At 65.0% G+C, this 12,843-nt stretch carries 12 protein-coding genes, 1 tRNA gene and 1 pseudogene; 9 read left to right on the top strand and 5 right to left on the bottom strand.

Annotated elements, in window-relative coordinates; all coding sequences use genetic code 11:
* Positions 1–5 precede the first annotated feature (5 nt).
* The 3 genes from QCE62_RS02575 (at position 6) to QCE62_RS02565 (ending at position 3,640) form a co-directional block, all read left to right on the top strand.
* Entirely contained in the window at positions 6–1,586 is a 1,581-nt protein-coding gene (locus tag QCE62_RS02575) for a sensor histidine kinase N-terminal domain-containing protein (protein WP_309913958.1), read from the top strand.
* Between the two features lie 237 nt (positions 1,587–1,823).
* Positions 1,824–3,482, top strand: coding sequence for an MFS transporter (locus QCE62_RS02570; protein ID WP_309913957.1), 1,659 nt, complete (start codon positions 1,824–1,826; stop codon positions 3,480–3,482).
* 81 nt (positions 3,483–3,563) lie between these two features.
* A tRNA-Met gene (locus tag QCE62_RS02565) sits at positions 3,564–3,640 on the top strand.
* Between the two features lie 186 nt (positions 3,641–3,826).
* Here the strand turns inward: QCE62_RS02565 and QCE62_RS02560 are convergent.
* The gene (locus tag QCE62_RS02560) at positions 3,827–4,255 is read right to left on the bottom strand and encodes a hypothetical protein (RefSeq protein WP_309913954.1); all 429 of its coding nucleotides are present in this window, start codon (positions 4,253–4,255) and stop codon (positions 3,827–3,829) included.
* A gap of 217 nt (positions 4,256–4,472) precedes the next feature.
* Here QCE62_RS02560 and QCE62_RS02555 point away from each other — a divergent pair, with 217 nt between their 5' ends.
* Both QCE62_RS02555 and QCE62_RS02550 read left to right on the top strand, forming a co-directional pair.
* Complete coding sequence (locus tag QCE62_RS02555) at positions 4,473–5,141, top strand: glycine zipper 2TM domain-containing protein (protein WP_309913951.1); 669 nt, start codon at positions 4,473–4,475, stop codon at positions 5,139–5,141.
* A gap of 138 nt (positions 5,142–5,279) precedes the next feature.
* Positions 5,280–5,759, top strand: a complete 480-nt coding sequence (locus tag QCE62_RS02550) for a hypothetical protein (RefSeq protein ID WP_309913948.1) — start codon at positions 5,280–5,282, stop codon at positions 5,757–5,759.
* 377 nt (positions 5,760–6,136) lie between these two features.
* On the opposite strand, the gene QCE62_RS02545 is transcribed toward QCE62_RS02550, so the two are convergent.
* The 4 genes from QCE62_RS02545 to QCE62_RS02530 all read right to left on the bottom strand — a co-directional run bounded on the left by QCE62_RS02545 (position 6,137) and on the right by QCE62_RS02530 (position 8,961).
* On the bottom strand, positions 6,137–6,523 hold the full coding sequence (locus tag QCE62_RS02545) for a hypothetical protein (protein ID WP_309913945.1): 387 nt from the start codon (positions 6,521–6,523) through the stop codon (positions 6,137–6,139).
* A 17-nt stretch (positions 6,524–6,540) separates the two neighbouring features.
* Complete coding sequence (locus QCE62_RS02540; protein ID WP_309913943.1) at positions 6,541–7,101, bottom strand: hypothetical protein; 561 nt, start codon at positions 7,099–7,101, stop codon at positions 6,541–6,543.
* A gap of 35 nt (positions 7,102–7,136) precedes the next feature.
* Complete coding sequence (locus tag QCE62_RS02535) at positions 7,137–8,096, bottom strand: peptidoglycan DD-metalloendopeptidase family protein (RefSeq protein ID WP_309913940.1); 960 nt, start codon at positions 8,094–8,096, stop codon at positions 7,137–7,139.
* Positions 8,097–8,298: 202 nt separating this feature from the next.
* On the bottom strand, positions 8,299–8,961 hold the full coding sequence (locus QCE62_RS02530; protein ID WP_309913937.1) for a DedA family protein: 663 nt from the start codon (positions 8,959–8,961) through the stop codon (positions 8,299–8,301).
* Positions 8,962–9,151: 190 nt separating this feature from the next.
* On the opposite strand from QCE62_RS02530, the gene mutL reads away from it, so the two are divergent.
* The 4 genes and pseudogenes from mutL to QCE62_RS02510 all read left to right on the top strand — a co-directional run bounded on the left by mutL (position 9,152) and on the right by QCE62_RS02510 (position 12,698).
* Positions 9,152–11,134 carry a DNA mismatch repair endonuclease MutL gene (gene mutL, locus QCE62_RS02525; protein WP_309913934.1) on the top strand — a complete coding sequence of 661 codons (1,983 nt, stop codon included), beginning with the start codon at positions 9,152–9,154 and terminating at the stop codon, positions 11,132–11,134.
* Positions 11,131–12,078 carry a tRNA (adenosine(37)-N6)-dimethylallyltransferase MiaA gene (miaA, locus tag QCE62_RS02520; RefSeq protein ID WP_309913931.1) on the top strand — a complete coding sequence of 316 codons (948 nt, stop codon included), beginning with the start codon at positions 11,131–11,133 and terminating at the stop codon, positions 12,076–12,078. Before mutL ends, miaA begins: the two co-directional genes overlap by 4 nt.
* Before the next feature lie 45 nt (positions 12,079–12,123).
* Positions 12,124–12,376, top strand: a pseudogene (locus QCE62_RS02515) (nucleotidyltransferase family protein).
* Positions 12,377–12,482: 106 nt separating this feature from the next.
* Positions 12,483–12,698, top strand: coding sequence for a HepT-like ribonuclease domain-containing protein (locus QCE62_RS02510; RefSeq protein WP_309913928.1), 216 nt, complete (start codon positions 12,483–12,485; stop codon positions 12,696–12,698).
* Positions 12,699–12,843: the final 145 nt, after the last annotated feature.

The raw sequence follows: 12,843 nt of genomic DNA, 5'->3' as shown, positions 1-12,843 counted from the left end.
GCGGCATGGCGTCGTCGGCTTCCACCGAATCGCGCGCGCAGAAGCCATCCGCTGAAGCCTCCGCCGACTCCGACACCCAGCGCGACGCGCGCTACGCCAACCCGTTCGCGCCGCCCGACGAGCTCGAGCCCGATGCGCACGCGCATCCGCGCTCGCTCTTCGGTGAAATTCTCGACTGGATGCTGGCGCCGCTGCTGCTGCTCTGGCCGATGAGCATCGCGGTGACCTATCTCGTCGCCAAGTCGATCGCCAACGGGCCCTTCGATCGCGCGCTCGAAGCCGACGCCTACGTGCTGGCGCGGCAGATCCAGCCGGTCAACGGCGTCGCGGAACTGCGCCTCCCCGACGCTACCCGCGACTTCCTGCGCGCCGACAACATCGACAGCGTGTTCTTCCAGGTGCTCGGCACGCGCGGCGAGCTGGTCGGCGGCGACCGCGACATGCCGCTGCCGCACGACGACGACCGGCCGCAGCCCGGCATCGTCGAATTCCGCGACGATGTACTGCGCGGCAACGACATCCGCGTCGCCTACACGACGGTGGATCTGCCCGGACTCGCGCCCGGACGCGATCCGGCCAGCACCCAGCCGGTGCTGGTGCAGGTTGCCGAGACGCTCGACAAACGCAGCCAGCTCGCCAACGACATCATCAAGGGCGTGATCCTGCCGCAGTTCGTGATCCTGCCGCTCGCGATCATCCTGGTGTGGTTCGGACTGTCGCGCGGGCTTGCGCCGCTGCATGCGCTGCAATCGAATATCCGGGCGCGCCGTCCGGACGATCTCTCGCCGCTGGAGGCCGACCGCGCCCCGCCGGAGATCGCGCCGCTGGTCGCCTCGTTCAACGATCTGCTCACGCGGCTCGAACAGAACATGGAGTTCCAGAAGCGTTTCATCGCCGATGCCGCGCATCAGATGAAGACGCCGCTGGCCGGCTTGCGCATGCAGGCCGAGTTTGCGATGCGCCAAGAGGTGTCGGCGGAGGTGCAGCGCTCGCTGGAACAGATCGCGACGAGCTCCGAACATGCCGCCCGCCTCGTCACGCAATTGCTGGCGCTGGCGCGCGCCGAGAATCGCGCGGCGGGCGGCATCTTTGCGCGTATCGAGCTGACGGCGCTCGCGCGCCTCGCGGTGCGCGACTGGGTGCAGCCTGCGCTCGCCAAGGGCATGGACCTGGGCTATGAGGAGCCGCCTCATCCGGTGGAGGTGGAAGGCAATGTCGTGATGCTGCGGGAGATGCTCTCGAACCTGATCGACAACGCGATCCGCTACACGCCCGCGGGCGGGCGCATCACCGTGCGCGTGCGGACGGAGGAGGACAACCTCGATCTCGTGCATCTCGAAGTAGAAGACTCGGGGCTCGGCATTCCGGCGGCGGAGCGCGAGCGCGTGGTGGAGCGCTTCTACCGGATTCTCGGGCGCGAAGGCGACGGCAGCGGGCTCGGACTTGCGATCGTCAATGAGATCGCGACGATGCACGGCGGCACGCTCACGATCGAGGATCACGTGTATCAGGACAGCCCCCGGCTGGCCGGAACCCTTGTACGGGTCAGCCTCCAGCGGGTTTATCCTGCCCGGGACAAACCCTGAGCGTCCGGATCGATTTTTTCTCGCTTGGGCGTTGGAAGCCCGACGTTGCCCGAAATTAAACGATCGTTTGCACCACGATCCCGTCAAATCGCTGCGTTCTGCCAGCAAAGGCAGCGCTGAAGGCCTAACGCCGCGCGTCAGAACGCCGTAAGTTTTCGTTCCAATAATCGTTGCACCGGAACCGCCAGGTCGCGGACCGACGTATTCGAAAAATCAGATCAGGACAGGAGGCGGTACATGGCTACGGTTGAGGGGCGCGTTTCGCACGCACCGATGACGGCGGAGGAAAAGAAGGTCATTTTCGCTTCGTCGCTCGGGACGGTGTTCGAGTGGTACGACTTCTATCTGGCGGGCTCGCTCGCCGTCTACATCAGCAAGACCTTCTTCTCGGGCGTGAACCCGACGGCCGGCTTCATCTTTACCCTGCTCGGCTTCGCGGCGGGCTTTGCAGTGCGTCCGTTCGGCGCGATCGTGTTCGGGCGGCTCGGCGACATGGTCGGGCGCAAGTACACGTTCCTCGTGACGATCGTGATCATGGGCCTGTCGACGTTCCTGATCGGCTTCCTGCCGGGTTACGCGACCATCGGCATCGCGGCGCCGGTCATCTTCATCGCGATGCGTCTGTTGCAGGGCCTCGCGCTCGGCGGCGAGTACGGCGGCGCGGCCACCTATGTCGCGGAGCACGCGCCCTCGAACAAGCGCGGCGCGTGGACGGCGTGGATCCAGACCACGGCGACGCTCGGCCTGTTCATCTCGCTGATCGTGATTCTCGCGGTGCGCACGGCGGTCGGCGAGGAACAGTTCGGCGCATGGGCGTGGCGCATCCCGTTCCTCGTGTCGATCCTGCTGCTCGCGGTGTCGGTGTGGATCCGGATGAAGCTGCATGAATCGCCGGTGTTCGAGCGCATCAAGGCCGAAGGCAAGACCTCGAAGGCGCCGCTCACCGAGGCGTTCGGCGAGTGGAAGAACCTGAAGATCGTGCTGCTGGCGCTGTTCGGCCTGACGGCGGGCCAGGCGGTCGTGTGGTACACGGGCCAGTTCTATTCGCTGTTCTTCCTCACGCAGACGCTCAAGGTGGACGGCACCAGCGCGAACATCATGGTCGCCGTGGCGCTGCTGATCGGCACGCCGTTCTTCGTGTTCTTCGGGTCGCTGTCGGACCGCATCGGACGCAAGCCGATCATCATGGCCGGCTGCCTGATCGCCGCGCTCTCGTTCTTCCCGCTGTTCAAGGCACTCGCCCACTACACCAATCCGACGCTCGAGGCCGCGACGCTCAAGTCGCCGATCGTCGTGATCGCGAATCCGGACGAGTGCTCGTTCCAGTTCAATCCGGTGGGCACGTCGAAGTTCACGTCGTCGTGCGATATCGCGAAGGGCGCGCTGTCGAAGGCCGGCCTGAACTATGAGAACGTGGCGGCGCCGGCGGGCACGCTGGCGCAGATCAAGGTGGGCGAAACGGTCGTCAACACCTATGACGGCAAGGGCGCCGACGCCAAGGCCCAGGGCGCCGCGTTCGACAAGACGCTCGCCGGCACGCTGAAAAGCGCGGGCTATCCGGCGAAGGCCGATCCGGCGCTGATCAACTGGCCGATGGCGATCGTGGTGCTGACCATCCTCGTGATCTTCGTGACGATGGTGTACGGGCCGATCGCGGCGATGCTGGTCGAGATGTTCCCGGCGCGGATCCGCTATACGTCGATGTCGCTGCCGTATCACATCGGCAATGGCTGGTTCGGCGGCTTCCTGCCAGCGACGGCCTTCGCGATCGTCGCGGCCAAGGGCGACATCTACTCGGGGCTGTGGTATCCGATCGTGATTGCGCTGGCGACGTTCGTGATCGGCATGCTGTTCGTGAAGGACACGCGCAAGTCGAACGTGTATCACGAGGATTGAGGAGGCCGGGGCGGGCTGTTTTAATAAATCGCAGGGGAAGGCTTGACAGCCCGGACCGCCCTCTGCATAATCTCGTCTTTCGGCGAATTAGCTCAGTCGGTTAGAGCGACGGAATCATAATCCGCAGGTCCGGGGTTCGAATCCCTGATTCGCCACCAGCTTCAAGAAAAAGCCGCTGTTCCGAAAGGAACAGCGGCTTTTTTGCGTTCCGGCTGCGGAGATCCTCTGGTAGGGCGCGTTGTGGCGTCCGTCTCAGGTGCCGGCAATTCCCGAAGCCAGATTGCTACACGGCACCGCTACCCTTCCCGATAACACGTCCTGAACCACCCAAGCCGGTGCCCGCGCTATCTGTTCGGCTCGTTCTCCAGAGGTTCAAGCGTGCCGTCCGACGTCACTTCAAATGCATAGAGACTGCGCTGCGGCGTCTCGCCCAAGTTCACAAGCTCGCTAAGAATTTTCTCATCCCACCAGACCACGGTCCAAGCGGGCAGCGCCTGCTTGATAGCGCGCGCAATCGCGACTCCCTCCGCATTGAATTTGGTCCAGTCCAACCGGTTCCGACGCTCCTCCGGCGGATTGAAATCATCGTTGATGTTGTACCAGTCGGCCCACTGCTCAAGCCGCGCCTTCAGATCATCTGACACCGGAAGTTCTTCCGGATCCATGTGCATGCCATCGAAATGCCATATGCCGTTCGACGTGTACTCCGGCATGACCCGGACGTAATCAGGGTTCTCGACAATCTCAAACTCGTCTTCTTCGTGCCTTGACATGTTTTGAAGCTCGGTGTCAGTCGTTCCAATTGGCGGACATCAATGCCGCGCTCGATTCTCGCACGCTGATACGAGCCAACGAATGACGGGCTCGCAAAGGCATCCCCACGACGTTTGCTTACAAATGTCACACCTCCCGCGTCCACCGCGCGCGCGGCATCGCGTTTATGGCAGACAGGCACCCGCGCTTCGCATGCCGACAACCGGAGTCACCGCCATGAACGCCCTTCCCCAGATCCAGTCCGACGTCCCGACGAAAGCGTCGCGCATTCATCCGCTGGTCGCGGCTGCGGCCGTGTCGGTGATCCTTGCGTGCGGCACCGGCATCGCGGCGATGACCGGGCTGCTGCCGTCCTCGAAAGCGACCGCGACCACCGTCACGGCCTCACCGCTCGTCGATGCGCAAGTTGCGGGAACCGCACCGTCGCAGCCAGCGAGCCAGAAGAACACCCCCCTGCCGCGCGCAGTACGCGGACATCACGTGAATCCCGCGCGCGCCGTCGAGCCGGTTCGCGAGACCGTTCAGCCTGCACAGAATCCCGTCCCCGCCTACGATCCCTACGCCGGCCAGGTGACCGCCGTCAACGCCGTGCAGACCGCGCAGCCGTCGACGGGCATCGGCGCGATCGGCGGCGCGGTGGTCGGCGGCCTCGCGGGCACGCAGATCGGCAATGGCCGCGGCCGCACGGCGGCGACGATTCTCGGCGCGATCGGCGGAGGCCTCGCGGGCAACCAGATCGAGCACGTCGTTCACAAGACGACCACCTATCAAGTGCAAGTCCGCATGAACGACGGCAATGTGCGCAGCTTCAACTACGACGCCGCGCCGGGCGTGGCCGTCGGCCAGAAGGTGCGCGTGTCGGGCGAGACCTTGACGCCCGCCTGAAACAAAAGACTCAACGCTTAAGACAAGCCTAATTTTCCGGTGCGAAGATGCATTCATGTCGAATGCATCCGCGCAACCCGCGTCCCGGCGTCGCGCAACGCGCCGGCCTACGCGAGAAACTCTATCGGGAGTGCTTCTGTGAAGAAGAAATCGACCAGCATGAAATCCGGCCGTCCGGCCATGTCGCCGTTGCTCCGCTCGCTGACGTACAGCCGCGCGGCGCGCGAGCCGATGATCGACGGCATGCTGTTGCAGTGCTACGCCGCACTCGATGCATTCGATCGCGGCCACGGCTCGCAGACGCTCTTCATGACGCTCTGCCGTCACCTTCTGGTTGCCGAGGAACTGTGCCAGCTGGGCCACGCAGCCGATTGCGCCGACGCCATCACGGTCGCGCACGAAGCGCTCGTCGCACTCGATACGCATCACTCAGCCGAAGGCGCGTGGATCCTCGATGCCGACGCCCACGCTCAACTCTGCACGGCGCTCGCGCTCTTCGGTCAGCAACTGGAGGAAGCGACGCTCGAGCACATCGCGCAGGCGGAAGCCCGGATGGTCACGCAATCGCTGCTCGCCGCGAGCATGCGCTCGGGCCTCAAGCGCGCTCAACCTGCGTGATGGAAAAAGAACGGTGGCGTGTTCGCAACACATGACATCCGTACTTTCCCGGAAAACATGCAGCAACCGGAACAAATGTTTGCGACCGAACAGTCAGACGAATGAACGCTCACGATACTTGTCCTTAGCGCACGGGGGGACGCAGCACGGCGCGCTGAGAGACCGAGAAACAGGATGGGCGGCACTCGAACGGTTCGTTGATGGAAGCAAAGCGCACAAGCCGGATCACAACAACAACACGCGCATGCTTTTGACAACGGCCCTGTGAGTCGCAGGCAAACAAGCCGACGCTCCGACAAAACGATGTTCAAAAGCCGGCTCACGCCGGCTTTTCTTTTGCTGTCACGCTGAAGTCAACGCTGAACAACCAAACAAATTCAGCGATACCGCGAAAACATCCGCCGCGCGCATTCCGTGCACCAGACACGCGGCGCAAGCTCCGCCCGGGCGCTCCAGACATGACCGAACGCGCACTGCCATTGAAGCGGCGTGGCGTCGTCGACATAGCACGGTGAAAGCAGCACGCCGCCGCGTGCCTGCGCCATGTCGCGCAGGCGCCGCGTGGCCGCATCGCGACGCTGCAATGCGCAGTTCATGCACCGCACGTTCTGCGCCGATTCGGGCGATGCATCCCACGCATGTCCGCACGTACACGTCCACAGCACCGACGCATCCGGGTTCGCGCCACTCGCCGCGCGTTCCCGATAACGCGCCGCTGCCGCCATCGGCTGACGATACGCGTTGCGCTTGTCCGGGCGTGCCATGGGATGCAAGGCAGCGGTCAGTGCTGACCGCCGCGGATCGACTCGGAGCGCGAGGTCGTCACCACCGTGCCGTCCGGACCGAAGTGCGCATTGAACATCGCGTCCTGGTTCACGCCGTCCTCCAGCCAGTGCCAGCTCCACACGCGCTCCTTCTTGAGCGGATATTCGGCGATGGTCGTCGGCTTGCCCAGCAGCCTGCGGGCTTCGTCCATGGTCATGCCGGGACGAACCTTCGCGAAGTTCGCGGCCGTCAGGACCTGAGTGACGGACACGAAGCGGCCGTTGGCATCGAGGTCGACCATATAGGTATTCGTGCCGGCGGGACCGCGCGGATATTCGAGGCGCTTGCTGCCGTCGGTGAAATTCCGCTCGGTCTCGGGCTCGCCCATCTGGTCGCGGATCTGCGCCTCGGTCGTGACGCCCGGCTGCAGGTTCTTGAGCAGCAGCGTGTCCGGCTTCACCGCATTGAAGAACGCCTTGAGCTTGTTCACTGCATCCTCGCCAGATTGCTGATCGCAGCCCGACAGCAGCACCGCAGCCGATACCGCGACCAACACGCTGCACACGATCTTTCTCATCTCCGCTCCCCTCGCCCGCGTGTCCACGCGCGGAATCAGCCGCCGGCCGAGCCCAGCAGCGGCATCGGATCGATGGCGGCACCCGCCTTTCTCACTTCGAAGTGCAGCGCCGGCGTGCCGCTCGGGCCGGTACCCATGTCGGCGATGGTCGCGCCCTGCTTGACGGTATCGCCTTCCTTCACGAGCAGCTTTTCGTTGTAGGCGTAGGCGGTGAGATAGTCGTTGCCGTGCTTGACGATGATCATGCGGCCATACGAGCGCAAGCCGCTGCCCGCATACACGACCTTGCCGGCCGCCGCGGCCTTGACCGGCTGGCCGACCTTGCCTTCGATGTCGATACCCTTGTTGCCGCTCGCCCCGAACTTGCGGACGACGTCACCGTGCGCAGGCCACGCGAAAGTGCCCTTGCCTACGGGGGCGCTGCTGGTGCTCGCATGTTCAGTGGCCGGGGCAGGGGACTGGGCAGGCTTCGCGGCCGCTGACTTGTCGGGCGTCGACAGGAGCGGCGGCTGCGCCGACTTCACCGTCGATGAAGACGCAGTTGCCGAAGCAACGCCTGTCGAGCCCGGCGGCATGACCCGCAACACCTGTCCGATGTTGACCTGCTTGCTCTCGGGCAGATGGTTCCACATGATCAGATCGGCGGGTTGCTGCTTGAAAGTGCGCGAGATGCCATAGAGCGTGTCGCCCGGCTTGACCCGATAGAAGCCCGCTTCGACCGGCGCTGTCGGCGCAAGCGGCGCAACGACAGGCGCCGCGAGCGGCACGGCTGGCGCGGTCGTCACGCCCGCAGACGGGCTCTGCACGACCGGCGGCGCACTGCTCACCGAACTTTCGACGATCGGCGCCGGCGTGCGCGGCGTCGACGAACACGCGGCCAGACCGGCCGCCATCCCCGCTGCAAGCAGCGTTCTCATGATCGAACGATGCGTGTTCGATCCCCGCGCCGCCTGCATTCCGAACGCTTCCATGTGCATCACCACCTGCTTTCTCATGCTTTTAGTCTTGAACTTTTCTGACTTGCGACCGCGTCGGCACGCGGCTGCCTGCCGCGCGCCGCTCATGCCACCTGCGCCGCGCGGATCCCGATTGCTGGAACAGCACAAACTTCGCCAGCATAAAACATTGGCGGAGCGAATTCGTTCAAATGCGCCAAACGACACGCATCGTCCGGCTCCGTGAGCGCGTGCCGGGCCCTCAGGCCTTGGAGTTGCGCCGCCGGCTCATTTTCCACAATGCGCCGAGCAATACCGGCACGATCGCCGCGCCGATCCCCACCAGCACGATCACATTCAGATACTGCTTGATGAACGGAATGTTGCCGAAGAAGTAGCCGAGCAGTACGAGCAGCAGCACCCAGAACAGCGCGCCCAGCACGTTGAACAACTGGAAGCGCGCGTGGCTCATGCCGGACACACCCGCGACGAACGGCGCAAACGTCCGGACCACCGGCACGAAACGCGCAATGACGATGGTCTTGCCGCCATGACGCTCGTAGAAGTTGTGCGTCTTCTGCAGCGCGGCGCGGTCGAGGAAGCGTTCGAGCACGGGGATGTTGGTGTCGAAGACCTTCGGCCCGATGGCGCGGCCAATCCAGTAGTTCAGCGTGTTGCCGGTGACGGCGGCGATCAGCAGCAGCGCGATCAGCGCCAGCAGATTCATCTCGTGGGACGCGGCGAACGCGCCGCCGATGAACAGCAGCGAATCGCCCGGCAGGAACGGGAACACAACAAGCCCGGTCTCGCAGAATACGATCAGGAACAACACCGCGTAGACCCAGGCGCCGTAGCTCTGGATGAAGACCCCCAGCGACTTGTCGATGTGCAGGATGAGTCCCAGGAATTGCAGCAGCGTGTCCAAAAGCGTTCCTCGAAAGAAGTCCAGTGGCCGCGGCGAGCGGCGCATCCGGGGGTCGGAAAAGGGAGTCGCGCCATGATACCGAAGTGCCGCGTCGCGTCAGTTAAAAAGCACGCAGTGGGGCACGCGTTCAGGCGTCTGGGCGAAACGGCCGACGTCGGAGCGGCTACGGGCGAATCGCTATAATTTCGCCATGGCCGACCTCAACGAACCCTCCGCCGCCGCTTTGACCGCGGATGCCCCGCGCCGTTCGCGCGGCATCGCGCCGCTGCCCGACCAGCTCATCAGCCAGATCGCCGCGGGCGAAGTGGTGGAACGGCCGGCGTCGGTGGTCAAGGAACTGCTCGAAAATGCCCTCGATGCCGGCGCCCGGACGCTGCGCATCACGCTCGACGAAGGCGGCGTCAAGCGCATCGTCGTCGCCGATGACGGCTGCGGCATGCCGCCCGGCGAACTGCCGCTCGCGCTGCTGCGCCATGCGACCAGCAAGATCCGCTCGCTTGCCGACCTCGAAGCGGTTGCCACGCTCGGGTTTCGCGGCGAAGCGATTGCGTCGATTGCCTCGGTGGCCGAGTTGTTCATCACGAGCCGCACCGACGCCTGCCCGCACGCCACCCGCATCGATGCCCAGACCGGCGTGCTGTCGCCCGCGGCGGGCACGACCGGCACGACCATGGAAGTGCGCGAGCTGTATTTCAACACGCCTGCGCGCCGCAAGTTTCTGAAAAGCGAACAGACCGAACTGGGCCATTGCCTGGACGTGATACGCCGCACGGCGCTGGCGCGCCCGGACGTGGCGATCTCGGTGATGCACAACGGCCGTGCCGTCGAACACTGGAACGCCACCGATCCGCAAACGCGCGTCGCGAAGATCCTGGGCGAGGTCTTCGAAACCGCGCACCTGCCGCTCGACGAACGCGCCGGGCCGCTCGCCGTCTACGGCTGCGCGGGCCTGCCCACCGCCAGCCGCGGCCGCGCCGACCAGCAATACTTCTTCGTCAACGGCCGCTTCGTGCGCGACAAGCTGCTGACCCACGCGGTGCGCGCCGCCTACGAAGACGTGCTGCACGGCAATCGTTACCCCGCCTACGTGCTGTTTCTGGATCTGCCGCCCGAATCCGTCGATGTGAACGTGCATCCCTCGAAGATCGAGGTGCGCTTCCGCGATTCACGCTCGATTCACCAGTACGTGTTCCATGCCGTGCAGCGGGCGCTGGCACGGCACGCGGGCGCATCGCCGGAAACGACTTCGGGCGGACACGCGGCGCAATTGCAGACAACCGGTCCGGCGTCGTTCAGCGCGAAGCCGTTCGCAGGCAACGATCCGCTCGCCACGCGGGGTACGGGGAGCACGAGTGAGAACGGCACGAACTGGCTGCGCCAGTCGCGCATGACGCAGGGCGCGCTGCCGGTCGCGCAGCCGCTGGCGCTGTACGACGCGCTGTTCGGACGCAAGGACGCGGGCACCTCGAGCGCAACGACGCCGCCGGAGAACCGTGACACGCCCTACCCGACCTCCGCGCAAGCGCCCGTATGGGCCAGCGACAGCGCTACGCCCGCCTACGGACCCGCCGCTTCCACGCAGGCCGACGACCAGCCGCTCGGCTTCGCGGTCGGGCAGATCCATGGCATCTATGTGCTGGCGCAGAACGCGCGCGGGCTTGTCCTCGTCGACATGCACGCGGCCCACGAACGCATTCTCTACGAACAGTTCAAGCATGCCCTCGCCGATCACACCGTCGCGGTGCAGCCGCTGCTGATTCCGGTGTCGATGACGGCGGAACCGGTGGAAATCGGCATCGTCGAGGAAGAGAAAGAGACGCTCGATGCGCTCGGCTTCGATCTTGCGGTGCTCTCGCCGACTTCCATCGCGATCCGCGCCGTGCCCGCGTTGCTGAAGGACGCCGATCTGCAGACGCTCGCGCACGCCGTGCTCGCCGACCTGCATGCCTACGGCGGCTCGCGCGTGCTGACCGAGCGCCAGCACGAACTGCTCGGCACGCTCGCGTGCCACAACGCGGTGCGGGCGAACCGCCGCCTGACGCTCGACGAAATGAACGCGCTGCTGCGCCAGATGGAAGCGACGGAGCGCGCGGATCAGTGCAACCACGGGCGGCCGACCTGGTTCCAGCTGACGCTCGCGGATCTCGACCGCCTCTTCATGCGCGGACAATGAGCGCTGCCGCCCTGCCCGTAGCCTGTCTGCTCGGACCGACGGCGTCCGGCAAGACTGCCGCCGCGCTCGCGTTCGCGGCGCGGCATCCGGTCGAGATCATCAGTGTGGATTCGGCGCTGGTGTATCGCGAGATGGATGTCGGTACGGCGAAGCCGAGCGTCGAAGAGCGCGTGGCGGCGCCGCATCATCTGATCGACATCATCGATCCGGCCGAGTCCTACTCCGCCGCGCAGTTTCGCGCCGATACGCTGCGGCTGGTCGAGGAAATCGTCGCGCGCGGCCGGCTGCCGTTGCTGGTCGGCGGCACGATGCTCTACTTCAAGGCGCTGACGCAGGGCCTCAACGATCTGCCGGGCGCCGATCCCGCGGTGCGCGCCGCCCTCGATGCCGACGCCGAACGCGACGGCTGGCCTGCGCTGCACGCACGTCTCGCGGCGCTCGATCCGGACACGGCAGCACGGCTCGCGCCGAACGATTCACAGCGCATCCAGCGCGCGCTCGAAATTCACATGCTGACCGGCCAGCCGATGTCCGCGCTGCTCGCCGCGCCGCGCGTCGTCGAGCGGGACATGCGCTGGCGCTTCGTGCCGGTGGCGCTGGAGCCGTCGGACCGGGCGGTGCTGCACGCGCGCATCGAGGCGCGCTTCGATGCGATGCTGGCGCACGGTTTCATCGACGAAGTGAAGCGCCTGCGCGCGCGCGGCGATCTCGATCTGTCGATGCCGTCGATGCGCTGCGTCGGGTATCGGCAGGCGTGGGAATACCTCGATGGCGCGACGCCCTACGACGAGATGCGCGACAAGGGCGTGTTCGCGACGCGTCAACTGTGCAAGCGGCAGTTGACCTGGCTGCGCGGGATGCCGGAGCGGGTCGTGGTGGATTGTTGCGCGGGGGATGCGACGGAAAGGGCGATGGAGGCGCTGGAGCGGGCGGCGGCACTCTGATCCGCTTGACTTGGTCTTGAGGCGCCGCGCGCACATCGACAGGACATTCTGCGCATCGTCACGACGAATCACGCCGCCAATGCTCGCGTATTCGGCTCGGTACTGCACGGCGACGACAGCGACGAAAGCGATCTCGACCTTCTCGTCGATGCGCTGCCAGGCGCCACATTGCTCGATCTCGGCGCCATTCAGGTTGAGCTGGAGGACTTGCTCGGCGTGTCGGTAGACGTTGTGACACCCCCAGGACTCGCCGCCGAAATTCCGCCGCGACGTGCTCGACGAGGCGCTGTCTTTATGAACGCGAAACAGCGGCAATTGCGTCTCTCGAACGGCGCGCGAGTACATCGCGCGCATCGACAAGGCCGAGTTCATGGAAACGCGCATGATCCAGCAAGCCGTCATTTTTGAATCTCATCGTGATCGGAGAGGCGGCGGTTCAGATCGAAACAGAAGTCCCGGCGTTCGCGCAGGCCAATGCCGCGGTTCCGTGGAAGAAGCTGCGCGGTATGCGGAACCGCATGACCCATGGGTACTTCGACACTAACCTGGACATCGTCTGGGAAACGGTACAGACAGCCTTGCCCGATCTGGAGCGCCGCTTGGCTCAGCCGCTCGAATAGTGCGAGGTATCTGAAACGGCAACGCACAAACAAAAAACCCTCGCAAAGTGAACTGCACCCCAAAAGTTGGACACCAGTCCAACGATTTGGGGTGTTTTTTCATGAGCAAGCACAGCGCACGATTCAAGCAAGCAGTCGTCAAAGA

This window comes from Caballeronia sp. LZ033, from assembly GCF_031451265.1.
Lineage (GTDB): Bacteria > Pseudomonadota > Gammaproteobacteria > Burkholderiales > Burkholderiaceae > Caballeronia.
This window is presented reverse-complemented; position numbering and strand designations above follow the sequence as displayed.